The sequence below is a fragment of the Microvirga sp. P5_D2 genome, assembly GCF_054049475.1.
The window spans coordinates 1-24267 of the sequence record NZ_JBFUMH010000057.1 but is presented as its reverse complement, the minus strand read 5'-3'; the positions used below and the strand labels follow the sequence as shown (position 1 = coordinate 24267).

Below are 24267 nucleotides of genomic sequence, written 5' to 3'. Positions count from 1 at the left end.
CGATCAACTCCGGACATAGAGGAAGGGTTTGTTTTCAGGATCTCCAGCAAGATAGATGCGCTCATAGCGACCGCTGCCGCGCGTAAGGTCCCAAAGGTACTCGATTTCCAGAATCCGCTCCTGCGGGTTCCAAACCGGAACGCCATGATAGGGCAGCACATCTGCCGGCGCCGGCAGAGGACGAATCCCGAGCCTGCCGGGCCGCGGTGAAACGGTCATGGCCAGGGCCCCCGGCGCATAGCGCTCAAGGAGGCTGATGCGGTCTCGTGCTTCAAGGAAGGCGCGGTAGCGCAGCACACCCTCTTCGGCCCGAGCCTGAATGCCGGCGCGGAGCGGCGCAGCGCTCTCCTCGTTGAGGTACGCACGCCTGAGATCGTCATCGCCAACGCCTGGATTGGCAATGTTGTGGAAGCGCACCGGCAAGGCATCGCGGATCGCATCCAGCGTCTTCGGATCACCACGATCCCGGCGCTGGCGGATCTCCTCCGTCACCTGCTTCCAAGCATCGTCGAAGTCGGGCTGCTCGTCGATGATCCGACTCAGGTCCTGAAGCACGATGTGCTCGCCCAACCCGAAGCGGTCCACTATGTCTTGAAGGGAGGCGAAATACTGGTCGGCTAAGTCCCGCGGCATCCCATTCAGCTGGCTGAACGGACCCTCGGTAAAGACATGGATCTTGACGCCGGGGCTGTACACCCTGGCAATGGCCTTGCCGATCTGGTTCAGCCGCGCCAGCGCTGCAACCTCGCCGAAATCGGCCAAGCGCCGGTTCGTCTTCAAGGGAACCGGCATCTTGTAGGGGAAGCCGAGAATGCTGAACAGCATTGGCATCCCTCTGGTGATGGCGCTGCGGAATCCCTGTCTCCATTCATCCGCCCGGGACCGGATGAAGTCCGGATCCCCGAACACGACCCGAGGGTCGACGAACAAGTCCAGCAGGCGGTCTTCCAGAACTCCGCCTTCCGGTACGTCGAGGCGGGGTGCGAGAACCTCAACGATCGACTTGAAGTAACCTTCGTCCACTGTCCTGTCGCCGGTGAACTGGACCGTCTCGGCGAACCGATCGAGGTGCCGGAAAGGCCGGAATGGGAAGATGTACGGACTGGTAGCTTGCATTACTGATACATCCAATTGGGGAGCGCCAGGATCAGTGGCGCGTAAAACGTGATCGCGAGGAGGACGACGAGGAGTGCTGCGAGAAATGGCAGGAGCTCGCGGATGAAGTCGCCCGTACGACAGCCGGTGATGGCGCACACCGTGTACAGGACCGCTCCGACAGGCGGCGTCAGCGTTCCAATCGTCAGGTTCACGACGACCATCACGCCCATGTGCACCGGGTCGATCCCGAAGTGGTTCGCAATACTGACAAGGATGGGAGCGGCAAGGATCATGATTGCGGCCCCCTCCACGATCATGCCCATCAGCAGCAGGGCCACGTTGAGGCAGAGCATGATGACGATGGGATTGTTGCTGATCGAGCTCAGCAGCTCAATTACGTGAACCGGCACCTGTTCGATTGCGAAAATGTAGGAGAAAGCGGACGAAGCGCCGATGATGATGAGCACGGCCGATGTGGTACGTGCGGTTTCCTTGAACAGGACACCGAGGTCACGCAGGCTGATCGTGCGGTAGATCAGGCCGCTGACGATTAGGGTATACAGGGCCGCCATGGCGGCCAGTTCGGTGATTGTGAAGATCCCGGCTCTCAGGCCAAGCAGGAGCAGCACCGGCATCATCAGAGCCCAGAAGCACCGCTTGAAGCTCTTCGCAATTTCGGAAGCAGGAAGCCTCTTGGCTCTCACCGGCACGTAGCCGCGCATGTGAGAGATCACCGCCACGGTCGCCATCAGAACGGCGGCAATCATGAAGGCTGGAACGACGCCTCCCATAAAGAGCTTCGCAACCGACACGCTACCCAGCAAACCGAAGATGATCATGGATGTGGATGGCGGAAGAACAGGAGCGATGACCGATGATGCGGCCGAGATGACGGAGGCGAAGCTCAGCGAGTAGCCATGCTTGCGCATTTCCGGAACGAGGACCTTGGAGTCCACTGCGGCATCCGCGATCGCGGAGCCGGTCATGCTGCCCATGATCAGGCTGTTGAGAACACCGACTTGTGCGAGTCCGCCTCGCCAATGGCCGACCATTGCATCCGCGAAGGAAACGATTCTTTCGGCGATGCCTCCCCGGGCCATGGTGGTGCCGGCAAGAATGAAGAACGGAATCGCCAGAAGGGGAAACGACCTCAGAGCAGTCTGAATCTGCTGCATCATCACCAATGTCGAGGTGTCGGGGTGCAGCATGTAATAGACGAGCGCCGCTCCGAGGATAGCGAACGTGACCGGTACGCCAAGGATCATCAGCGCAACCATGCCGATCAGATCAAGTGTCAGCAGGAGACTCATGGGAGGTTTCGCCTGGAAAGGGTACGATAGGCATGGCGTCCGTGGGCAAGCGCCATCAGAGCGAACGCGACGGGGAAGACCATATAGAAGTATCCGAGCGGCATCTCGAGACCTTCGGACACGCGACGCCAGCTGCGCATGGTGTACTGCCACGAGGACACGGTCATCATGGCTGCGACCGCGCAGCAGAACAGATCCACGAGAACGAATGACACAACCCGAGGACGCCCGGTCAGGCTGTTCTGCACCAGATCGACGTGAAAGTGGTCGCGGCGGCGGGATGCGCCCGCCGCTCCGAGAAACACGCACCACACGAAGGCGTAAGTCGCGATCTCGACACCGTTCGGGATGTGTGTTCCTGCGGTATCCCGCAGGAACACATCAATCGAAATCAGCGCGGTGATGATCGCCATCAGCAGAGCCGGAAAATCGTCGTCGATGACCCGCCAGATGCGATCGATAACATTCATGACCATGGCGGATCTCACTTGAGGGCGGCTTGTACCTGTTCGAACAGGCCCTTCGGCCACTCGGGGAACATCGTGTAGAACCCGCGTGTCGCCTCCTTATAGGCCGAGATATCAGCGTTCACGAATGTCACGCCCCGATTCTTGAGGGAGTCAATCGCCTCCTCGGTGATCTTGTCCATGCCAGCCGAGTAGATGTCTCCCTTCTCGGCGAACTGCTCGGTCATGACCTTCTGGCACGACTCGGGGAGCTTATCGAAGCGGTCCGAGCTCATGGCGAAGCCGTAGAACACGCGAAAGTGGTTCGTCACCGTGACGGTCTTGGCCACTTCCATGAGTTTTGCATCGTCCATGCCGCGAATGCCGCCTTCAACTGCGTTGACGACCCCCTGCTGCAGAGCCAAATACAGCTCCGAGAACGGCAAAGGCAGAGGCGACGTCTTCAGGAGAGTGAAGGTCCGCACGTAAGCTGGCGCTTCCGGTACGCGCATCTTGATGCCAGACAGGTCGCTCGGCTGCGGATAGCCCTTGTTGGACAGGATCGAGCGCGGCGAGTCGAACCAGTTGAGCGCAACCACCCGCAGATTTCCTTGGTCGGCCAGCTTGTCTTCCCATCCCTTCACCAGATCCGATTTGGCGAGCCTCTGCGCCGAGGCGAGGCTCTCCGTGAGGAACGGACCGTTCAGGATGCTGAGCTCGGGCACCCCAGCTGTCGCGAGCGCGCCAGCGGTTGTGTAGAAGATGACGTTCTGTCCGAGGGACGCCTGCTCCAGCGCCTGCATCTCACCGCCGAGCTGAGCGGAGGGGAAAACGGTCAGCTTAATCTTGCCCTTGGTTGCTGCATCCACGTCCTTCACGACATCGAGCAGGCGCGGGTGGATTGGGCTGGTGGTCGAGTTCTGGTGGGAGATGCGGAATTCCACTGGCGCGCTAAGTTCAGCAGCGCATTGGTCTCCATTCGAGGCGGCATTAGCGGAGCCTGCAGCAAAAATCATGATCGCCGACGCTAACGTGGCTGACTTGGTATAGTACTTCATAACTTCCTCTTGYTCCCGGTCTGGTTTTTACCCACGCTCGTTTGGACCGCGTGGAAATCAGCCTAATCGGCTCCTTAGCCCGCCATCTTGAATGTTTGTGCGGTCCTCTGACAGTTGCGGCACCCTGACACTTGGAGCATAAGACAAGAGTGTTCCGGCTGGCGCCGCCTTGCAGTGAATCTTCCACCACACCTGAACTGCAGGACCTGCGTACAGCTTGTGCAGAATCTGGATGTTCAGAACGTCGTTTGGGGGCTACCGGTGACACACACAGGGTCGAGAGAAGTTCGCCATTGGCGGATGGAGGCGGATATCGACGTGTTCGATATCGCCGCCCCGGCTGAGCCTGGCTCGCTGCATTGTCACTCCACATTCAATATTGGCGCCGTCATCGAGGGCGCAGCATCCCTGGAGGCAGGAGGCAGAACCTACGATCAGCCCAAAGGGTCGGTCGTTCTCTTCAATCCGTTGGAGCCCCATGCCAGTTCATGGCTGGCGGACATAAACCGCTATTTTGTCATCTATTTCTCGCAGGAAGCTTGGCTTGCGGCCTGCTCCCGCCTCTTTCCAGGCCTGCCCCCGGCACGGCTGCTGGGCCCGGTCGTTCAGGACAAGTTCCTTCTCGAAGCGATGACAAACCTTCGTGCGCGTCTTCTCCGTGATCCGCAGCAGGTCAGCATCGACGCAATCATCGGCATCATTGCCACCTGTGCAGCGCGGCAGCGGCTGATTTGTGATGAGGAGCCTGATGGAACGGCTCAGGAAGTGGCGGAGCAGCATCGGCGCCTCCTTCAGAGATCGGGCGACGAGATTGTCGAGGCGACCTCGGGCCAGATCAGCAAGATCGCAGCGGAATTCGGAATGAGCCGCTTTCAATTCTCACGGCAGTTCCGCCACACCAGCGGCATGCCGCCACGGCGTTTTCGAGTCCAGATGATGGTCGCGACGGCCCAACAGGCGATCTCGTCCGGTGCCAGCCTTGCCGATGCCGCCACCCTGGCCGGCTTCAGTGACCAGAGCCACATGAGCCGTGAGTTCCGCCGAACCTTCGGCATGACCCCCGGTGAATTCCAGAAGGTGGTCGCCTCTCAGCTGGGCGCGGTCCGGAGCCGGTCCCATCCCGTGGACGCGGCTCTGGATCGAACCGGCTCGTAAGACTGTCGCACAAACGTACAAGAGGCCACGGGTTCGCCTGGACTATTTCCCGAGTGTGAATTTAGCATGGGGAATAGCAGATGAACTTTCGTGAGAGCATTGACCTTCAACCGGAGCGACTTGCATCGAGCCGTCTTGCCGTCGCAGAGGCGCTTCGCGAGATTAATACGACGCCCCTAAAGAACGGCAGCATTGGCTTTGTTGGGATTGGAGCGAGCCTTTACGCCTCCATTACGGGCGCGTCCGAGTTCCGCTCACGCGGATTGAGAGCTTATGCATTCAGCCCCATGGACCTCCTGGAGCAGCCATCTGGCTTGGCCGATTCCTTCATCGCGCTGTCTGCGTCGGGCCGGAGCGTGGAAACGGTTGACGCCATGCAGGGGGCGCAAGGCAGTCTATACGCGATTTCGAAGGACGCTGAGAACGCTCTGGCAAGCGTGGTTCACGGGGTCATCACCACCCGCAGCGGTCTAGAGGCCAGCCCAAGCGCTCCCAGCTTCACGACGACCCTTCAGGCCATCGGCATGCTGGCGGACCATCTGACTGAACAGTCCACAGCGGCCTGGGAGCGCCTCCCCGACGCGGCGAGCAACGTTCTCATTTCCGCTTCCGGTGCCGTCGAAGGCTGCGTCGATGCCTTTTCACACGCCGCCAGCATCGACTTCATTGGTGAGCACCAGCTGCTGGGCACAGCGTGTGAAGGAGCCCTTCTTGCCCGCGAGGCTGCCCGCCTGCCTGCATCGGGCTTTGACTTGCGGAACTTCCTTCACGGCCCGATGGAGGCTCTCGATGAGCGCATGGGCCTGGTGGTGCATGGGAGCGATCGCGAGATCAAGCTCGCCCAGGACGCAGCCGCTTTCGGATGCCCGACGCTTCTTGTCTCGGATCGGAACGATGTCCCCAACGCGGCCAATCTGATTGTCCTGCACGTGCCGAGTGTCGGCAACCGGCTGGCTGACAGCATTCTCCAGCTGATTGCGGTTCAACTGCTCGTCGCGCGCCTCTCGGCAGCACGAGGGCTGGCAGATGCCAAGTTCCGCTATCGTCAATCCGACACCAAGATCGCCTAGCGGCCTAGACGAACCCTGACAGGCAAAGGGGCGCTGGTGGGCGCCCCCTCAAACACTGCCGAACTCTGCGGTTGGGAGCATATCCGATTCAAGCTCCGGCACAGATCAAATCAGCTCCGTCCTCGGCTGCATCGAGCCACCGTGCTGCGCCCAGCGGGACAGCACCCGACATTACAAACTCGGGCGCCTCCTGCCAGAGCCCTTCAAATACGGACCAGCTTGGACAATGGCACAAGGCAGCTCGCTGTCGGTGACAGGCGAGAGCGACCTTGCGAGTGGCAGTCCACTCGTACACCTTTACGGATTCTTTTTGAGAAGTTTTGGAGAAATTCCTGAAGGCTCGCCGAGCTGATCAGCTAAGTCCTTGAAACCTTTGGCGCTCCCTAGGGGACTCGAACCCCTGTTTTCGCCGTGAGAGGGCGACGTCCTAGACCGCTAGACGAAGGGAGCTAGCAAGGTGGAGGCCGCTCGTATAACCACCCTTCTGAATCGCATCAAGCCCTTTCGCTGAAAAAAGCGAGAGGCTCGGCTGAAATGAGGACATTGTGGACGCATCGACCCAGCAGGAATGGATTCTGGACGAGGGACTACCGGCGGAAAGGCTGGACCGCGTGCTCGCCCGGCTCCAGGGCGACCTGTCGCGAAGCCGCCTGCAGGCGCTCATCAAGGAAGGCCAGGTGACCCTCGACGGGGCTCCGGTGCTCGATCCCGGCCGCAAGGTCGGGGGTGGCGCGCGGATCGGGTTGATCGTGCCGCCGCCGGTTGCGGCGGAGCCTCTTGGAGAGGCGATGGATCTGGTGATCGTCTATGAGGACGATGATCTGATTGTCATCGACAAGCCGGCGGGTCTCGTCGTCCACCCGGCGGCGGGGCACGATTCAGGCACCTTGGTCAACGCCCTCATCGCCCATTGCGGAGACAGCCTGTCGGGGATCGGCGGCGTGAAGCGGCCAGGTATCGTCCACCGGCTCGACAAGGATACGTCCGGCCTGCTGGTGGTCGCCAAGAACGATCTGGCGCATCAGGGCCTTGCCGAGCAATTCGCGGACCACGGGCGCACCGGCCCGCTCGAGCGCAGCTATCTCGCCATTGTGTGGGGCTTACCCGAACGGCGCCGGGGCACGGTGGAGGCGGCGCTCGCGCGCAGCCAGCACAACCGGGAGAAGATCGCCATTGTCTCGGACGAGAACGAGCGTGGTCGTTATGCGATTACTCATTATGCCGTTCTGGAGAACCTGCCGCCCCCCTCCCCCATGGCGAGCCTTGTCCAGTGCGAGCTGGAAACCGGACGCACCCACCAGATCCGCGTGCACATGGCGCATATCGGCCATCCGCTGCTAGGGGACCTCACCTACGGTTCGGGGTTCAAGACCAAGGCCAACCGCCTCTCGGAGGCGCAGCAGACGGCCTTGCGAGAGCTCGGCCGGCAGGCGCTGCATGCGGCCATTCTGGGCTTCGAACACCCTAGAACTGGGGAGTTCCTGCGGTTCGAGAGCGCCCTCCCCTCCGACATGGCAACGCTTCTGGAGACGTTGCGGCACTGAAATCGGCGGCAATGCGTCGCAAAATTCAACTGCGATGGCACCCTTGGGAGTCTCGTGCGTTCACCACGTCTTGAAGCCTGACGCCTCTATTCGGACACGCTCGAACGGCTTATAAAGGAAGTTGGGCGGTCGGCCATCGTGGAGGCCGCCTCAGGCTTGCCTCACGTCAAGAGGGAGCCAAAGGAGGAAAGATATGGCTACAGCGCTTCCGGTGCTTGCCAATGAAGGGGGCCTGTCCCGCTATCTCGACGAAATCCGTCGGTTCCCCATGCTGGAGCCGCACGAGGAATACATGCTCGCCAAAAGCTGGCGCGAGCATGGAGATCGCGATGCAGCCCACAAGCTCGTCACATCCCACCTGCGTCTCGTCGCGAAGATTGCGATGGGTTATCGCGGCTATGGCCTGCCGATCGGCGAGGTGGTTTCCGAAGGCAATGTCGGCCTGATGCAGGCCGTCAAGCGCTTCGAGCCCGACAAGGGCTTCCGCCTGGCCACATATGCCATGTGGTGGATCAAAGCGGCAATTCAAGAATATATCCTGCGGTCCTGGTCGCTCGTGAAAATGGGCACCACCGCGAACCAGAAGAAGCTGTTCTTCAACCTGCGCAAGGCCAAGGGCCGGATCTCCGCCTTCGAGGAAGGCGACCTGCGTCCCGATCAGGTCAAGCACATCGCGACCCAGCTGGGTGTGAACGAGCAGGACGTGGTGGACATGAACCGCCGTCTCGGCGGCGATGCTTCGCTCAATGCGCCCTTGCGCGACGAGGGTGAAGGCGGCGGCGAATGGCAGGACTGGCTCGTGGACAGCGGCCAGAGCCAGGAGCAGGTGCTTGTGGAGGAGGAGGAAGGCCAGAACAGGCTGACCGCCCTGCGCACCGCCCTCTCCGTGCTCAATCCACGCGAGCGGCGGATCTTCGAGGCGCGTCGTCTCTCGGACGATCCGATCACGCTCGAAGAACTCTCCACCGAGTTCGGCGTGTCGCGCGAGCGCGTTCGCCAGATCGAGGTGCGCGCCTTCGAGAAGATTCAGGAAGCGGTGAAGAAGAACCTCACCCAGATCGAGACGTCTTCCGCCGAAGCTTAAGGCCCGATCACTTCCGGACCCATGAAAAAAGCCGCGCTGTGATGCGCGGCTTTCTTTTTATTGCCTCATGCGGCGGGTTTTACTGCCATTGGCTGAAGGCGCTGTTCAGAACCTGCTCGCCCGTGGCGCCCTTCTCGAAGCTCAGGATCGCGCGCTGACCGGAGGCCATGCGCACCGGCAGGTCGATCCAGTTGCGGCGCACGAACAGCTCGGTGTTGCGCTCCATGTCTCCTTGGAGGTTCGACAGGCCAATCAGGAACAGGTTCTCCCGCACCGGAACCGGCAGGCCGGCAACCGGCGTGCCGCGCGCGGCCTCCTCGTTCTTGAGCTGCAGCAGCCCCACATCGCGAATCACGCGGCCGGTATCGCCGTTGCGGGTCGTGAAGGTCAGCTCCACGGTGTGCGAGGCGGGCAGCGTCGTATCGAGATTGCGACGCAGGACCATCTTCATGGTCAGGCCCGCATCTGGGATGTCGATATTGGCGGTCACCGCCTTCTCGAGAGGCTGGCCCTGGCCGGGATTCACATCCTCGAGGCGCCACGTCACGCGCCCCACCTGCGCCTTCGGCGTCTGCGGGTTCGTCGCGTCCTCTTCGTAGAAGACGGCACGATGCACGACGCCGACGGCCTGGCCGGCATTCGGACTGGCCGCGGGAGCCTGCTGGGCTGCCGGCCCGCCGACGCGCTCGTTGATCTTCGCCGTCTCGGAATTGGGCTGGGGCTGGGCCGCCTCGGCGACCGGCTCGGTCGGGACCGGCGGATCCGACTGGCTCTGCCACCAGGCAAGCCCGGCGATGCCGAGAATGACGAGGCCGATGACGGAACCGAGCAGAACGGAGCGCATCCGGCCCTGCCGATCCTGCTGGAGGGCAGGATGCGGGCGGGTATCGACCTTCGGCCGGGCCTGACCCTGGTCGGCATAAGCCGGCTCTTCGGGCTCCGGCTCGGGCGTCTCGTCCTGGGAGGGTGCCCTCAGCCCGTGGCTCGCAGCGGGTGCCTGACGCTTCTGCGCTTCCTGCTCTTGGGCCAGCATGTTGGCGAAGGCATTGGGGTCGAACCCCGCAGGCGGCGGGGCATAATCCGCCTCGACCCGGGTGATGGCCTCGTCGAGGGAGGTGCATTCCTGCTGAATGTCCCCCTCGGACAGGGGCGGGTTGAGCGAGCGCAATTGGGCGACGAGCGCCGTACGGGCGCGCTCATAGACAGCGCGCCGCGTGGTTGGCGTCTGATCGGTCAAGCCTTCGACGGCTCGTGCAATAAGAGGGTAATAATCTGCCATTTCCCTCTCGAAATGGACCCTGAGACGCCCCGCCGTCAACCCTCAAAGGGGTTCTTCATGAGGATTGTGTCGTCACGCTCTGGCGATGTGGACAGCACGGCCACCGGCGCGCCGATGAGTTCCTCGATGCGGCGGACATATTTGACGGCCTGTGCCGGTAGGTCAGCCCACGAGCGCGCGCCTGCTGTCGAACCGCTCCAGCCTTCGAATTCCTCGTAGATCGGCTCGACCCGCGCCTGAGCGCCCTGGCTCGCGGGAAAGTAATCGATGGTCTCGCCATCGAGTTTGTAGCCGACGCCGATCTTGATGGTCTCGAAGCCGTCGAGGATATCGAGCTTGGTGAGCGCGATGCCGTCGATGCCGGAGGTGCGCACGGTCTGGCGCACGAGGGTCGCATCGAACCAGCCGCAGCGGCGCTTGCGGCCCGTCACCACGCCGAATTCCTTGCCCTTCTGGCCGATGAGCTCGCCGGTCTCGTCGAACAGCTCGGTCGGGAACGGGCCTTCGCCCACGCGGGTGGTATAGGCCTTGGCGATGCCGAGCACGTAGCCTACGGCGCCGGGCCCAAGGCCGGAGCCGGTCGCCGCCTGTCCCGCCACCGTGTTGGACGAGGTGACGAAGGGATAGGTGCCGTGATCGACGTCGAGCAGCGCGCCCTGCGCGCCCTCGAACAGGATGCGCTTGCCGGCCCGGCGCTCGTCGTCGAGGAGGCGCCATACGGCATCCATGTAAGGCAGAACCTGCGGAGCAACGGAGGCCAGCTCCTCGTAGATTTCCTCGGGCTTGAACTCGGCAAGGCCGAAGCCGCGGCGCAGCGCGTTGTGGTGCGTGAGCAGTCGGTCGATCTTATCGCGCAGGGACGGCAGATCGGCGAGATCCATCAGGCGGATCGCGCGGCGTCCGGCCTTGTCCTCGTAGGCGGGGCCGATGCCGCGCTKGGTGGTGCCGATCTTCGTGCCGGCGCTGCCGCTTTCGCGCAGCGCATCGAGCTCGCGGTGGATGGAGAGGATCAGCGTGGCGTTCTCGGCCACGCGCAGGTTCTCGCGGGAGATCGAGACGCCCTGCTCGGACAGGCGCGCGACTTCCGCCGCGAGAGCATGCGGATCGAGCACGACGCCGTTACCGATGACGGAGAGCTTGTTGGGGCGCACGACGCCGGAGGGCAGCAGCGACAGCTTGTAGACCTTGTCGCCGATCACGAGGGTATGGCCGGCATTGTGCCCGCCCTGGAACCGCACGACCACGTCCGCCTGTTCGGACAGCCAGTCGACGATCTTGCCCTTGCCCTCGTCGCCCCACTGGGCGCCCACGACAACCACATTCGCCATCGTTTAAAGCCTCACATAAAAAAACCCCGGCGCAAGGCCAGGGTTTGGGTTGGGTAAAAACCTTGCAAACCCTCATGGTGGATCATGCGCTTCAGGTCAAGCCGGAATGCGCCTTGTCCCATGCATGATGTCTTTGCCTATTCCAGTATGCTGCCCACTCTTGCCCCTTGAAACGACGGAATAAAGGCACGCAGGTTTATCCTCGCGGCCGATCGGCTTGCGAGGGTGTGTCGAGGGGGGCGCGAGGAGCGGTCCGGCTCGGCTTGTGGTGTGAGTGAAGAACCTGACGGCCCCTCGCGCACGGCTTTTTTAGGCGGACAGGCGCGACCGGCCCATGGACTGCCCGAAGCGGACACCGCATTTTGCAGCGGGCGGCCTCGGACCAGAACTGAGCCCAGCCTCTCGCCTGGGCCTCCCGTCATGAGGGATTGCGTCATCCCCCGCACGAGACCGTGCCCAACCCCACAATCACGACGCCTCGCGAGCGCGCCCCTCGGTGGATCGGGCTGCCCCACCCATAGCCAAGCTTAGGATCATTGTCAAGAACAAATCATGAACATAACGTTGCCGTTCCTGCCTCCCTATCCGTTATCACCGGCCTTGTCCCGGCCATGACGAGAGAGAGTTCCAGCATTGCTTGTACTCTTATTAGGAGAAGGCTCAGACCCTCCCGCAGAGGGGGGTGAGAATTAGAAAGCGGCGCAGCAGTTTACTGACCGGCATTCTCCCATGGTGGTCCTTCCCAGAGGCCCGGCTTGAGATTGAACAGCAATGTTATTTTGATATAATATTTCTATAATTCTCTCGCCCCTCAGGAATGGGACGGCACAACTGACCTTGGAGACGATCATGAAACTGGCTTCCGCAACGCCTGCTACCAAGATCACCGGCCTGGCCTATGATCGCTTCTTTGCAGTGCCGACCGTGGACGGCATCAGCACACCTGTGCTGATCGACAAGGACCATGATGCCCAGCTCACGCTGGCGGATGGCGCGTCGATCAAGGATCTCTATGTGGAAACGAATGCCAATGCGATACTTGACATCAAGCTTGAAGAAAACAAGGTCGAGATTTCAACGGAGGAGCTGACGGAGGGAAGCGTGATCGAGATCGACAATGTCGTGATCGGCACGGTAACTGCCCGTGGTTCCAGATATTTTCACATCGATTTCGTGACGGCAACGCTTCCGGCTGAGATCGATGCGCTGCGAGTTGCGGTGGAAAAGCTCATCCGTGCGCTTACCCTCACCAACTTCGACACGGATTCGGCAGTGCCTGAAAGAAGGGTATCCCTCGTCATCACCGACAGCTTAGGCAATGAAGCCGATGCACAGGTGTACATGGCGGACCGCTTCCTGGGCGATGAGGATTCCAACGTCATTACAATCAACAGCGCTGACATCAGCCGGGGCGATGAAATCGATGGCGGCGGCGGCGTGGATACCTTGCAGCTGCAAACCGACGCCGTCGCGAATTTTATCCGGCTCAGTAAGTTCGAGGGGATCGAAATCATTCTTGGCTCGAATGAGGTCGACATGATCCTTATGCAAAATTCTCAGGTCAGGAAGCTGACGAGGATCGACGGCGGTGGTCAGTCGGGGGATCAATTGCATGTCGAAGGCTCTACCGTCGATCTCACAGGAATAGAAATCGACGGCTTCTCCAGCATCACGTATGACGGGGTCGGAACAATCATCATCGTCGACAACGTGTCTGTGGCGAACATGCTCGAGGATAGATACCGGGTCGTCTATGAAACGCTGACGATTACCGAGGGCKCCCTGACAGATGCCGAGCGCTTGGCGCTGCACAGGAAAGGCATCGAAAACATCGTCCATAACGGCCGCAAGACGACGATTGCCGATTTCGGAGGCGTTGGACCCACGACACCTACGACGCCCACAACCCCAACCACGCCCACCACCGACAAGCCGCTGATGCTGATCGGTTCGAGTGGAAAAGATGTTCTGAAAGGCGCCGGCGGCAGCGACACGCTCAACGGCGGCACGGGCAACGATGTGCTCACGGGCGGCGCCGGTGCGGATCGCTTCGTGTTCAACACCGCGCTCGGCAAAGGCACCACGTCGAAGAACCAGAACAAGAAGGTCAACTTCGACACGATCACCGACTTCAAGCCGGGCGAGGACAACATCCTGCTCGACAACGCCATCTTCAAGAAGCTCGGAAAGGGTTCGCCGGCAGCGCCGGGTTCGTTGAAGAAGGACTTCTTCAAGAAGAACAAGGCCACCGACAAGGACGACTTCCTCGTCTACAAGGGCGGGGTGGTCTATTACGATGCGGATGGCAACGGCACGAAGTACAAGCCGGTCGAGTTCATCAAGATCGCCAACAAGGCTGCGCTTTCGGCGGCTGACTTCCTCATCATCTGAGGCACGACATGATGCGAATGGCCCGACAGTAATACGGTGTCCGTGGCCTAAATTCAGCCCCGTCCCCTCGCGCCCTTTTCCCCCTTCACCCGATGCTCGATGAAGTTGTGAATTTCGCGGGTGCGGCGGGCGGTGTCGAGCACCTCCGCATCCACGCCATGGCGCCAGGCGAGATCGAAGCGGGACGGTTCCGTGGAGAGTGTCGTCAGGTCGTCGGCATAGGACTGCACCTCCTCGGGGGTTCGGCAGAAGCCTTCGCGGATCATCAGCTCCGTGCGCAGGCGGATGATCACGGCGAGTTCGGCGAGGCTGAATTCCGGGTGGTACTGCACGCCCCAGAAGGTGCCGCCATCCTGGCGGAACTCCGCCGCTTGGACGGCGGAAACCGGGTTGGTGGCGATAACCGTGGCGTCCTTGGGCAGAACTGTCACCATGTCGAGATGGATGGCCGGCGCGTCATAGACCTCCGGGCGGCCTTCCAGCATGGGATGCCCCCTGCCCTCCTCGGTACGGCGCAGGCGGCGGGCGAAGCCTACCTCGCGACCCAGCGGGTTCTGCTGCACGTCGCCATCGGCCGCGACCGCCGCGACCTGCAAACCCCAGCACGAGCCGAAGGACGGGGTGCTCGAGGCGTAGATCGCCCGCATCAGGTCGATCTGGCGCAGGATCTCGGGCGTGCGGTCATAGATGCTGAGATGAGAACCGGTGAGCACGATGCCGTCATAGGATTCGAGGCCCGACGCATCGGGCAGGTTCGCGCCCTCGTCCGCTGGGAAGGCGATGTCGCAGACCGAATCCTGCTCGGCATTCTGAATCACATCCGCATAGGACTCGGACAGCGTTCGTCCATAGGCGGCCTTGTGGGCCTCCCTTGCGCCACGCGTATTGCCCTCAACCACCAGAAACCGTAAGGCCATAGACGTACTTGCCTCCTTTTGCGCTGGTTTATCGAAACTGCGCCCGGCGGCAAGTGCAATTGCATCGCACCCGGCAGCGAGCCCGCTCTCGGAATGATGCGTCAGGGGATCGGTTCTTTTTCATGAAATTCCTGCAACCGCTCGGGCAAGCCTTCTGGAAGCAGGCCTATCTGCTGCTGGCGCTCACGGCCTTGATGTGGGGCGGCAATGCGATTGCGGGCCGGCTGGCCGTGGGCCATGTCTCCCCCATGATCCTGACCTGCCTTCGCTGGGTGATCGTGGTCGTGGTGACCCTGCCGCTGGTCGGCCGCCAGACCGTCGCGGAATGGCCGAAGATCAAGCAGCATTGGCGCTTCATCGTCCTCATGGGCGCATTCGGATTCACGGCGTTCAACGCCCTGTTCTACGCCGCCGCGCACCATACCACCGCCGTGAACCTCACCATCTTTCAGGGCTCGATTCCGGTGATCGTGCTGATTGGAATGGTGATGTTCTTCCAGGCCCGTGTGATCCCGCTGCAGGTGATCGGCATGATCGTGACGTTCGCTGGCGTGATCCTGGTGTCCGTGAAGGCCGATCTCAACATTCTCAAGACACTGGCGCTCAATTTCGGCGACGTCCTCACTCTGATCGCCTGCGTGTTCTATGCCGGCTATACCCTCGGACTGCGCCGCCGCCCTGCCCTTCCGGCCCTCGTGTTCTTCGCGAGCCTGGCATTCGTGGCCTTCCTGAGTTCAGTGCCTCTGCTCATCATGGAAGTGGTGCAGGGAACGGCGCTATGGCCGGACACGCGAGGCTGGCTCGTCCTGCTCTATGCAGGCCTCATGCCCTCGCTCGTCTCGCAGCTCTTCTTCATGCGCGGCGTCGAGCTGATCGGCCCGGCACGGGCGGGCATCTTCGTGAACCTCGTGCCGGTCTTCGGCGCACTGCTCGCGGTGGTGCTGCTGGGCGAGCCCTTCGCGCTGTATCACGGGTTGGGATTGGCGCTCGTGCTCGGCGGTATCTGGCTTGCGGAGCAGCGGCGGTAGCGAAATTATCGCTGCATTCCCTGTCATGGCCGGGCATGACGTCAGATTAATCCGCAAACACCACCGTCTTGCGGCCGTTGAGCAGAATGCGGTCTTCCAAATGATATCGCACGGCGCGGGCCAGCACGCGGCGTTCGATGTCGCGGCCCTTGCGCACAAGATCGTCCGCCGAGTCGCGATGCGTGATCGATTCCACATCCTGCGCGATGATCGGCCCCTCGTCGAGATCCGACGTCACATAGTGCGCCGTCGCGCCGATCAGCTTCACGCCGCGCGTATGGGCCTGATGATAGGGCTTCGCGCCCTTGAAGCTCGGCAGGAACGAATGGTGGATGTTGATGCAGCGCCCGGCGAGCTTCGCGGCGAGTCCGTCCGACAGGACCTGCATGTAGCGCGCAAGCACCACGAGATCGACCTTTGCGTCGCGAACGATCTCCCAGACCTTCGCCTCCTGCTCCAGCTTCGTGTCCTTCGTGACGGGCAGGTAGTGAAACGGCACATTGCCGAGATCCACATGGCTGTAGGATTCGGCGGGATGGTTGGCGATGACGCCGACGGGCTCGAAATCGAGCTCGCCGATGCGCCAGCGATAGAGCAGATCCGCAAGGCAGTGATCGAACTTCGACACCAGCAGCATGACCCGCTGCTTGCGGCCCTGATCACTCATGGTCCATGTCATGCCGAGGCGCGTGGCGAGCGGCGCGAAGCCTTCTTTCAGCGCCTCGATGTCGCTTTCACCCTCGACGGGGTTGAACACGACACGCATGAAGAAGCGATCCGTCTGCGTGTCGTCGTATTGCTGCGCGTCCAGGATGTTGAGGCCCGCATCCGACAGATGGCTCGCCACGGCCGCCACGATACCGGGACGGTTCGCACAGGCGAGCGTCAGGATGAAGCGTTGCGCGACGGACATTGCCATGATGCGTTCCTCAAGCTCTCTTAGAAACGAACGGCGCGAGCGCGCTTGACCTGCGGGATCTCTTCGATCTTGCGCAGAAGCTCATCCGACACCGGCTGATCGACGGAAACGAAGCAGATCGCATCGCCGCCGGGCTTGTCGCGGCCGAGCGCGAAGGTTGCGACGTTGACGCCGGACTCGCCGAGCAAGGTGCCGAAGCGGCCGATGAAGCCGGGCTTGTCGTCGTTGCGCACATAGATCATGTGCGGCGCGAATTCCGCATCCACCGCGATCTCGCGGATCTCGATGACGCGCGGCTTTCCGTCCTGGAACACGGTACCGCCCGCGTGCCTCGGCATGTCGTCGGCATCGACGATGATGCGGATGAAGCTCTCGTAGTCGCGCGCCGCGTTCTCGCGCTTGACCTCTTCCACCGTGATGCCGCGATCACGCGCGACGAGCGGAGCCGACACCATGTTGATGTCCTGCAGGAAGGGACGCAGCACGCCCGTGACCGCAGCGGAGGTGAGAGCGCGGGTGTTCATGTCGGCTACAGCACCTTCGTACTCGATGCGGATGCCCTTGATGGAGGCTTCCGTGAGCTGACCGAGGAAGGAGCCGAGCTTTTCTGCCAAAGCCACGAACGGCTTCAGGCGCGGCGCTTCCTCCGCCGTGATCGACGGGAAGTTCACCGCGTTCTGGATAGCGCCCTGGAGCAGATAATCGGACATCTGCTCGGCCACCTGCAACGCCACGTTCTCCTGCGCTTCCGTTGTAGCAGCACCCAGATGCGGCGTGCACACCACGTTGGGATGGCCGAAGAGCGGGTTCGCCGTTGCAGGCTCCTCGATGAACACGTCGAAGGCCGCACCCGCCACATGGCCGGAATCGAGCGCCGCGCGCAGTGCGACTTCATCCACGAGACCACCGCGGGCGCAGTTGATGATGCGCACGCCCTTCTTGGTCTTGGCGATGTTCTCGGCGGAGAGCACGTTCTTCGTCTTCTCCGTCATCGGCACATGCAGCGTGATGATATCGGCGCGGCGCAAGAGATCATCCAGCTCCACCTTTTCGACGCCGAGCTCAATCGCGCGCTCCGGCGACAGGAAGGGATCGTAAGCGATGACCTTCATGCGTAGGCCGATGCCGCGATCGGCGACAATGGAGCCGATATTGCCGCAGCCGATGACGCCCAGGACTTTGCCAGTCAGCTCCACGCCCATGAAGCGGTTCTTCTCCCACTTGCCGGCTTGCGTGGACGCATCGGCCTGCGGGATCTGGCGCGCGAGCGCGAACATCATCGCGATGGCGTGTTCCGCCGTGGTGATGGAATTGCCGAAGGGCGTATTCATGACGATGATGCCCTTCGCCGTGGCGGCGGGAATCTCGACATTGTCAACGCCGATGCCGGCGCGGCCGATGACCTTCAGGTTCGTGGCCTGTTCGAGAATTTTCGCCGTCACCTTGGTGGCGGAGCGGATCGCGAGGCCGTCATAATTGCCGATGATGGCGGCGAGCTTCTCCTTGTCCTTGCCGAGATCGGGCTGGAAATCGACCTCGATGCCGCGATCCTTGAAGATCTGCACGGCAGCGGGAGAAAGAGCGTCGGAAATAAGTACGCGGGGAGCGGGCATGGTGCACCTGTTGTTTGCCGCTGTCCCACCCTCCCCTAGAGGGGGAGGGTCGGCTCGAAGAGCCGGGGTGGGGTGAACGGCGCAGTCGGTTTGATTAGCTGTGCGTTTTGTCCGAGGGCGACGATGACGGGCGGTGCTTCCACCCCACCCCGCCGCCCTTGCGGGCGTCGACCCTCCCCCTCAAGGGGAGGGTGAAGATTAAGCCGCTTTCGCGAGCTTCGCCTTTTCCTGCGCGAAGGCCCAGTCGAGCCAAGGCGTCAGTGCTTCGAGGTCGGATTGCTCCACCGTCGCGCCGCACCAGATGCGAAGGCCGGGAGGCGCATCACGATAGGCGCCGATGTCGAGGGCCACGCCCTCCTTGTCGAGCGCGGAGGTGATGCCCTTGGCGACCTGCGCCACAGCCTCGGGGCCTTTCGCCACCACGTCGGGATCGGCGATGACGAGGCACACGCTGGTGTTGGAAGCGGTGGCCGGCACCTGGGCGAGATTGGCGATCCACGGCGTCTTCTCGACCCAGTCGAGAATGACCTTGGCGTTGGCGTCGGCTTTGGCGACGAGCGCGTTAAGACCACCGATGGACTTCGCCCATTCGAGCGCGTCGATGTAATCCTCGACCGCGAGCATGGACGGGGTGTTGATGGTCTCCCCCTCGAAGATGCCCTCAATCAGCTTGCCGCCCTTGGTCATGCGGAAGATCTTCGGCAGGGGCCAAGCGGGCTTGTAGCTCTCAAGACGCTCCACCGCGCGCGGTGAGAGAATGAGCATGCCGTGAGCGGCTTCACCGCCGAGCACCTTCTGCCAGGAGAAGGTCACCACATCGAGCTTCGAGAAGTCGAGCTTCTGCGCGAAAGCGGCGGAGGTGGCATCGCAGATGGTCAGGCCTTCGCGGTCGGCGGCGATCCAGTCCGCGTTCGGAACGCGCACGCCGGAGGTGGTGCCGTTCCAAGTGAAGACCACGTCGCGGTTTTTCGTATCGACCTGCGAGAGATCCGGCAGCTCGCCATAAGCCGCGTTGATGACGCGGGCGTCGGCAAGCTTGAGCTGCTTCACCACATCCGTCACCCAGCCTTCGCCGAAGCTTTCCCAGGCCAGCATGTCGACGGCGCGCGCGCCCAGCATCGACCACAGCACCATCTCGACGGCGCCGGTATCGGAGGCGGGCACGATGCCGATGCGGTAATCGGCCGGCACGTCCAGAACCTCGCGGGTCAGGTCGATGGCAAGCTTGAGGCGCGCCTTGCCGAGCTTCGCGCGATGCGAGCGCCCGAGGCTGTCGGTTTTCAGGTTTTGCAGGGACCATCCGGGGCGCTTCGCGCAGGGGCCGGACGAGAAGAAAGGCGCGCGAGGACGCGCGTTGGGCAGGTCTGTCATGTTAATCCATCCTTACAGATGGGCGCCTCTCGGTGGGGAGAGGTGTCCCGCCGACCGGTATGACGGAAGCGGGCAAGGTGGTCAAGACATCCGTCCGGTCAAGGGATCTGCCGTTAGGTCAAATATCCCAGATTACGAAATCGTAATAACAAACGTCGTGTTTGCTGCGGTATAGACGATACTCCTGGCATATAATGTGCTTAAGGATCCGATATCGGCGATAAGAATTAGGGTTTTAAGGAGCAAGCATGCGTGTGTCCGGTCAACTCGGGGTCATAGCCTTGCTGGGGGCAGCAAGCTTTGGCGGCTGGTACGTCTATCAGGGCGGTTACCTGGCCAATCTGCCCGTGATCGGCGCCTCCATGAGCAAACCCTCCGGACAGGCGGGCGCTCCCGGTGGACGCGGTGGTCCGGTCGGCCCTGCAACGGTCGAGGTCGATACGGTGAAGACCGGACGCATCGTCGAGGTTCGAGAGTCGGTGGGCACGGTGCGTGCCTATGAATCGATCACCGTGACCGCGAAGGTGGCAGGCATCGTCAAACAGATCGGCTTCGAGGAAGGCCAGAAGGTCAAGGCCGGGGATATGCTGATCGAGTTCGATGCCGCCGAGCGGCGCGCCGAGATCGAGCAGGCCATCGCCGAGGCCAACCGTGCCCAGGCACTCCGCAACGAAGTCGCCATCAAGCTGGAGCGGGCCCAGGCCCTGAGCCGGACCGGCGCCGGCACCGGCGCGCAGGTGGACGACCTGACGGCTCAGCTGAAATCGCTCGAAGGCTCCATCGCCTCCGCTCAGGCCCAGCGCAAGGCGGCAGAAGCCCGGCTCGAAGACCTGATGATCCGCGCCCCGTTCCCCGGCCGCGTCGGCACCCGCTCCGTTTCGCTCGGCGCTTATGTGGCCCCCGGCACCCGCATCACCTCCCTCGATGATCTTTCGAAGATCCGCCTCGACTTCGCGGTACCGGAGAACCTCCTGGGCCGTCTCAAGCCGGGCCAGACCGTCAACGCAACTTCAGCGGCCTATCGCGAGCGCACCTTCAAGGGCACCGTCGCCACCATCGACCCGCGCGTGGATCAGACCACCCGCACCGCGCGCCTGACGGCCGAGTTCGACAATTCCGACGAGGCCCTGAAGCCCGGCATGTTCCTGTCCGTCGCCCTGGAAGTTTCCACCAAGGACGATGCGGTCGTGGTGCCGGAAGAGGCCATCGTCAGCGAGGGCCTTCGCCACGTGGTCTATCCGGTGAAGGACAAGAAGGTGGAGCGCCGCGTCGTCACCCTCGGCCAGCGCCAGGGCGGCAAGGCCGAGATCGTGGATGGCCTCAAGGCCGGCGAGACCATCGTGGTGATGGGCGTCCAGCGCGTCCGTCCGGGCGCCGAGGTGAACGCCCGACCGGTGGGCTCGGGCACACCGGCGCAGGACAGTACCCCGGCAGCCAACAGGCAACAGCCGTCGCGCTCGTCCCTGAACGTGCCGCAGGCCATCGGCAGCGCACAGGCCGCCGAAGCGAAGTAATTTTGTCTCCCGCTCCGGCGGGAGAACTTTTGTCACCGATAGGCCTCAAGAGCTGAATCGCCATGCAGGTTTCCGACCTCTTCATCCGCCGTCCCGTCTTCGCCGTTGTGGTGAGCCTGCTGCTGATCGTGGGCGGCCTTGCATCGCTCATGAACCTGCCTGTTCGCGAATATCCGCAGGTCGACCGCCCGGTCGTTTCGGTGTCCACCGTCTATCGCGGCGCCTCGAACGAGGTGATCGAGAGCCGGGTGACGGAGATCATCGAAGGCGCGATCGCCGGCATCGAAGGCATTCGCCAGATCACGTCGCAGAGCCAGAACGACCGCTCGTCGGTCTCCATCGAGTTCGAGGTGTCCCGCGAGCCGGAAGCCGCGACCTCCGACGTGCGCGATGCCGTGTCCCGCGTCACCGGACGTCTGCCGGACGGAGCCGACACGCCGGTGGTGCGGAAAGTGGATGCGAATGCCTCGGCCATCCTGTGGGTGGGCGTGACATCTACAACGCTCGACGCGCTCGAACTCAGCGACTTCCTCAAGCGCGTCTATGTGGACCGCCTGTCCACGGTGCCGGGCGTCGCCAACGTCAACTTAAGCGGCGAGCGCCGCTTTGCCATGCGCATCTGGGTGGATCGCCCGGCGCTCGCGGCCCGCGGCCTCACGGTGCAGGATCTCGAAACGGCCATCAAGCGCCAGAACGTGGAGCTGCCCGGTGGACGTATCGAGTCCAGTCAGCGTGAATTCACCATCAAGACCGATTCACGCCTCGCCACGCCCGAGCAGTTCAAGCAGGTGATCGTCACCAACAAGAACGGCTATCTGGTTCGTCTCGGCGAGGTGGCGCAGGTCGAGGTCGGGCCGGAAGACACGCGCTTCGAGTTCTACCAATCGGGCGAGACCGCCATCGGCATGGGCGTCGTGCGCCAATCCACCGCCAACACGCTGGCCGTCGTCGACGGCGTGCGCAAGGAGCTGGAGGAACTCAAGAGCTCTTTGCCGCCCGGCACCGTGGCGGAAGTCGCCTATGACGAAAGCCAGTTCATCCGCGCTTCCATCGACGGCGTGCTGAAGACGCTTCTCGAAGGCGTGGCGCTCGTGATCCTGGTCATCCTGGTCTTCCTGCGCGACTGGCGCTCCACCATCGTCGCCATGGTGGCGATTCCGGTCTCGATCACCGCGGCCTTCATGGTCATGGCCTTCTTCGGCGCATCCATCAACGTGCTGACGCTGCTCGCCATCGTGCTCGCCATCGGCATTGTGGTGGACGATGCCATCGTGGAAATCGAGAACGTGCACCGGCGCATCGAGGAAGGGCAGCCGCCGCTGCTCGCCTCCTTCGACGGGGCGCGCGAGATCGGCTTCGCGGTGATCGCGACGACCGCGACCCTGATGGCGGTGTTCGTGCCGCTCGCCTTCATGACCGGCAATACCGGCAAGCTCTTCCGCGAATTCGGCATCACCCTCGCTGCCGCCATCTTCTTCTCCGGCGTCGTGGCGCGCACGCTCACGCCGATGATGTGCTCCAAGCTGATGGTGCCGGCGCATGGCCGCATTCAGCGCATGACCGAGCCGGTCTTCGAGAAGATGAACAACGGCTACCGCTGGCTGCTCTCGCGCGCCCTGCGTATACCGGTGGTCATTCTCTTCATCGGCTTCCTCGTATCGCTGTCGGCCTACGGCCTGTTCCAGTCCCTGCCGAAGGAGTTCGCTCCCACAGAGGATCGCGGCGCGGTGATCGTGCGGCTTCAGGCGCCGGAGGGTGCCAGCCTCGACTATACCCGCGACCGGGTGAAGGAAGTCGAGAAGGCCCTTCTGCCCCTGCAGCAACAGGGCGTCGTCGCCTCCATGCTGAGCCAAGTCGCCCCGGGCTTCGCCCGCCCCTCCCCCGTCAACGAGGGCATCGTGATCGTGCGCCTCGTTCCCTGGGAGGAACGGACGCAGAGCCAGCAGGACCTCGTGCGCCAGATGACGCCGAAGGTGTCGAATTTCCCCGGAGCGCGCGCATCCGTGGTTAACCCGCCGGCCTTCGGCGGCGCGGGCGGCTTCGGTCAGCCGATCCAGTTCGTGCTCGGCGGACCCGATTACGACACGATCCGCGGCTGGCGCGACACGGTCATGCAGAAGGCCCAGGAGACGGGCAAGTTCGTCAACATGGACTCCAACTATCGCGAGTCGCAGCCGGATATCCGCGTGCAGATCGACCGCCAGCGTGCCGCCGATCTCGGCGTTTCGGTGGAAGATATCGGCAACACGCTCGAATTGATGTTCGGCGAGACCGAAGTCTCGACCTTCGTCAGCCGTGGCGACGAATATCCGGTAATCATGCGTGCACGCGCCCAGGACCGCGCAACGCCGAACGATCTCACCAACACCTTCATCCGCGCCGCGAACGGCGAGCTCGTTCCGCTCTCCTCTTTCGTGACCCTGACGGAATCGGCAGCGCCCCAGGCCCTGAACCGGTTCGACCGCCTGCGCTCGATCACGATTCAATCCGGGCTAGCGCCAGGCGTCTCCATCGGCGAGGGTCTGGAGATCCTCCAGCAGATCGTGCGCGACAACCTGCCGGCGGAAGTGCGCATCGGCTATAATGGTCAGTCCAAGGACTTCCTCGACTCCACCGGCGCGATCTACGTGACCTTCGCCATGGCGCTGCTCGTGGTGTTCCTGGTGCTGGCGGCGCAGTTCGAGAGCTGGATCAACCCGTTCATCATCATGCTCACCGTGCCGCTCGCGGTGACGGGCGGATTGCTGGCCCTGTTCGTGACCGGGCAGACGCTCAACATCTACAGCCAGATCGGCATGATCCTGCTCATCGGCCTTATGACCAAGAACGGCATCCTGATCGTCGAATTCTCGAACCAGCTGCGCGAGCGCGGATACTCGGTACGGGATGCGGTGCTCGAAGCATCCGTGCTGCGCTTGCGGCCGATCCTAATGACATCCATCGCCATGATCGGCGGCGCCATCCCGCTCGCCTGGTCCACGGGCGCTGGCGCGGAAGCGCGCAACGCCATCGGCTCGGTGATCGTGGGCGGCGTCACCGTCTCGACCATCCTCACCATGCTGGTGGTGCCGTCGATCTATCTGCTCCTCGGCGGTTTCACCAAGCCCGCCACCTATGTGAGCGAGATGCTCGACAAGCTACG

Annotated in this window: 18 protein-coding genes and 1 tRNA gene; 8 read left to right on the top strand and 11 right to left on the bottom strand. The window is 62.5% G+C overall.

Annotation, left to right across the window (positions count from 1 at the left end; translation table 11 throughout):
* Window positions 1-3: 3 nt before the first annotated feature.
* From ACXJKO_RS15880 to dctP, 4 genes are read right to left on the bottom strand one after another with little or no spacing between them, the layout of a single operon-like run.
* Window positions 4-1116, bottom strand: a complete 1113-nt coding sequence (locus ACXJKO_RS15880) for an L-tyrosine/L-tryptophan isonitrile synthase family protein (protein WP_457092058.1) — start codon at window positions 1114-1116, stop codon at window positions 4-6.
* On the bottom strand, window positions 1116-2408 hold the full coding sequence (locus tag ACXJKO_RS15875) for a TRAP transporter large permease (RefSeq protein WP_457092057.1): 1293 nt from the start codon (window positions 2406-2408) through the stop codon (window positions 1116-1118). The genes ACXJKO_RS15880 and ACXJKO_RS15875 overlap by 1 nt, the downstream gene beginning before the upstream one ends.
* On the bottom strand, window positions 2405-2884 hold the full coding sequence (locus ACXJKO_RS15870) for a TRAP transporter small permease (RefSeq protein ID WP_457092056.1): 480 nt from the start codon (window positions 2882-2884) through the stop codon (window positions 2405-2407). The genes ACXJKO_RS15875 and ACXJKO_RS15870 overlap by 4 nt, the downstream gene beginning before the upstream one ends.
* Window positions 2885-2892: 8 nt before the next feature.
* A complete protein-coding gene (gene dctP, locus ACXJKO_RS15865; protein ID WP_457092055.1) occupies window positions 2893-3912 on the bottom strand; it encodes a TRAP transporter substrate-binding protein DctP in 1020 nt (339 codons plus the stop codon).
* Window positions 3913-4173: 261 nt separating this feature from the next.
* Between dctP and ACXJKO_RS15860 the strand changes: the two genes are divergently transcribed.
* Together ACXJKO_RS15860 and ACXJKO_RS15855 are read left to right on the top strand one after the other, a co-directional pair.
* A complete protein-coding gene (locus ACXJKO_RS15860; protein ID WP_457092054.1) occupies window positions 4174-5067 on the top strand; it encodes an AraC family transcriptional regulator in 894 nt (297 codons plus the stop codon).
* Window positions 5068-5147: 80 nt separating this feature from the next.
* Complete coding sequence (locus tag ACXJKO_RS15855; protein WP_457092053.1) at window positions 5148-6137, top strand: SIS domain-containing protein; 990 nt, start codon at window positions 5148-5150, stop codon at window positions 6135-6137.
* 374 nt (window positions 6138-6511) lie between these two features.
* On the opposite strand, the gene ACXJKO_RS15850 is transcribed toward ACXJKO_RS15855, so the two are convergent.
* A tRNA-Glu gene (locus tag ACXJKO_RS15850) sits at window positions 6512-6587 on the bottom strand.
* A 92-nt stretch (window positions 6588-6679) separates the two neighbouring features.
* Here ACXJKO_RS15850 and ACXJKO_RS15845 point away from each other — a divergent pair.
* Window positions 6680-7681, top strand: a complete 1002-nt coding sequence (locus ACXJKO_RS15845) for an RluA family pseudouridine synthase (protein WP_457092063.1) — start codon at window positions 6680-6682, stop codon at window positions 7679-7681.
* A 193-nt stretch (window positions 7682-7874) separates the two neighbouring features.
* Window positions 7875-8765 (top strand): RNA polymerase sigma factor RpoH, encoded by an 891-nt coding sequence (rpoH, locus tag ACXJKO_RS15840; protein WP_457092052.1) that lies wholly within the window; start codon window positions 7875-7877, stop codon window positions 8763-8765.
* 79 nt (window positions 8766-8844) lie between these two features.
* Here the strand turns inward: rpoH and ACXJKO_RS15835 are convergent, their stop codons facing one another.
* On the bottom strand, window positions 8845-10044 hold the full coding sequence (locus ACXJKO_RS15835) for a histidine kinase (RefSeq protein ID WP_457092051.1): 1200 nt from the start codon (window positions 10042-10044) through the stop codon (window positions 8845-8847).
* 35 nt (window positions 10045-10079) lie between these two features.
* On the bottom strand, window positions 10080-11372 hold the full coding sequence (locus ACXJKO_RS15830; RefSeq protein WP_457092050.1) for an adenylosuccinate synthase: 1293 nt from the start codon (window positions 11370-11372) through the stop codon (window positions 10080-10082).
* Window positions 11373-12221: 849 nt separating this feature from the next.
* On the opposite strand from ACXJKO_RS15830, the gene ACXJKO_RS15825 reads away from it, so the two are divergent.
* Window positions 12222-13763 carry a hypothetical protein gene (locus tag ACXJKO_RS15825; RefSeq protein WP_457092049.1) on the top strand — a complete coding sequence of 514 codons (1542 nt, stop codon included), beginning with the start codon at window positions 12222-12224 and terminating at the stop codon, window positions 13761-13763.
* 53 nt (window positions 13764-13816) lie between these two features.
* Here ACXJKO_RS15825 and ACXJKO_RS15820 read toward each other — a convergent pair whose 3' ends face one another.
* A complete protein-coding gene (locus ACXJKO_RS15820) occupies window positions 13817-14680 on the bottom strand; it encodes a type 1 glutamine amidotransferase (protein ID WP_457092048.1) in 864 nt (287 codons plus the stop codon).
* Between the two features lie 122 nt (window positions 14681-14802).
* On the opposite strand from ACXJKO_RS15820, the gene ACXJKO_RS15815 reads away from it, so the two are divergent.
* On the top strand, window positions 14803-15708 hold the full coding sequence (locus ACXJKO_RS15815; protein ID WP_457092047.1) for a DMT family transporter: 906 nt from the start codon (window positions 14803-14805) through the stop codon (window positions 15706-15708).
* A gap of 46 nt (window positions 15709-15754) precedes the next feature.
* Here the strand turns inward: ACXJKO_RS15815 and purU are convergent, their stop codons facing one another.
* From purU to ACXJKO_RS15800, 3 genes are all read right to left on the bottom strand, one after another.
* On the bottom strand, window positions 15755-16627 hold the full coding sequence (purU, locus tag ACXJKO_RS15810; protein ID WP_457092046.1) for a formyltetrahydrofolate deformylase: 873 nt from the start codon (window positions 16625-16627) through the stop codon (window positions 15755-15757).
* 20 nt (window positions 16628-16647) lie between these two features.
* Window positions 16648-18240, bottom strand: a complete 1593-nt coding sequence (serA, locus tag ACXJKO_RS15805) for a phosphoglycerate dehydrogenase (protein ID WP_457092045.1) — start codon at window positions 18238-18240, stop codon at window positions 16648-16650.
* Window positions 18241-18438: 198 nt separating this feature from the next.
* The gene (locus ACXJKO_RS15800; RefSeq protein WP_457092044.1) at window positions 18439-19611 is read right to left on the bottom strand and encodes a phosphoserine transaminase; all 1173 of its coding nucleotides are present in this window, start codon (window positions 19609-19611) and stop codon (window positions 18439-18441) included.
* A gap of 248 nt (window positions 19612-19859) precedes the next feature.
* Between ACXJKO_RS15800 and ACXJKO_RS15795 the strand changes: the two genes are divergently transcribed.
* Both ACXJKO_RS15795 and ACXJKO_RS15790 read left to right on the top strand, forming a co-directional pair.
* Window positions 19860-21125 carry an efflux RND transporter periplasmic adaptor subunit gene (locus ACXJKO_RS15795; protein ID WP_457092043.1) on the top strand — a complete coding sequence of 422 codons (1266 nt, stop codon included), beginning with the start codon at window positions 19860-19862 and terminating at the stop codon, window positions 21123-21125.
* A 62-nt stretch (window positions 21126-21187) separates the two neighbouring features.
* On the top strand, window positions 21188-24267 hold a 3080-nt coding region (locus tag ACXJKO_RS15790), incomplete at its 3' end, for an efflux RND transporter permease subunit (RefSeq protein WP_457092042.1).

Bases quoted from the DNA above. Each gene is read 5' to 3' on its own strand.
- ACXJKO_RS15880 (WP_457092058.1), bottom strand. From the start codon at position 1,116: ATGCAAGCTACCAGTCCGTACATCTTCCCATTCCGGCCTTTCCGGCAC.
- ACXJKO_RS15875 (WP_457092057.1), bottom strand. From the start codon at position 2,408: ATGAGTCTCCTGCTGACACTTGATCTGATCGGCATGGTTGCGCTGATG.
- ACXJKO_RS15870 (WP_457092056.1), bottom strand. From the start codon at position 2,884: ATGGTCATGAATGTTATCGATCGCATCTGGCGGGTCATCGACGACGAT.
- dctP (WP_457092055.1), bottom strand. From the start codon at position 3,912: ATGAAGTACTATACCAAGTCAGCCACGTTAGCGTCGGCGATCATGATT.
- ACXJKO_RS15855 (WP_457092053.1), top strand. From the start codon at position 5,148: ATGAACTTTCGTGAGAGCATTGACCTTCAACCGGAGCGACTTGCATCG.
- rpoH (WP_457092052.1), top strand. From the start codon at position 7,875: ATGGCTACAGCGCTTCCGGTGCTTGCCAATGAAGGGGGCCTGTCCCGC.
- ACXJKO_RS15835 (WP_457092051.1), bottom strand. From the start codon at position 10,044: ATGGCAGATTATTACCCTCTTATTGCACGAGCCGTCGAAGGCTTGACC.
- ACXJKO_RS15820 (WP_457092048.1), bottom strand. From the start codon at position 14,680: ATGGCCTTACGGTTTCTGGTGGTTGAGGGCAATACGCGTGGCGCAAGG.
- ACXJKO_RS15815 (WP_457092047.1), top strand. From the start codon at position 14,803: ATGAAATTCCTGCAACCGCTCGGGCAAGCCTTCTGGAAGCAGGCCTAT.
- purU (WP_457092046.1), bottom strand. From the start codon at position 16,627: ATGGCAATGTCCGTCGCGCAACGCTTCATCCTGACGCTCGCCTGTGCG.
- serA (WP_457092045.1), bottom strand. From the start codon at position 18,240: ATGCCCGCTCCCCGCGTACTTATTTCCGACGCTCTTTCTCCCGCTGCC.
- ACXJKO_RS15800 (WP_457092044.1), bottom strand. From the start codon at position 19,611: ATGACAGACCTGCCCAACGCGCGTCCTCGCGCGCCTTTCTTCTCGTCC.
- ACXJKO_RS15795 (WP_457092043.1), top strand. From the start codon at position 19,860: ATGCGTGTGTCCGGTCAACTCGGGGTCATAGCCTTGCTGGGGGCAGCA.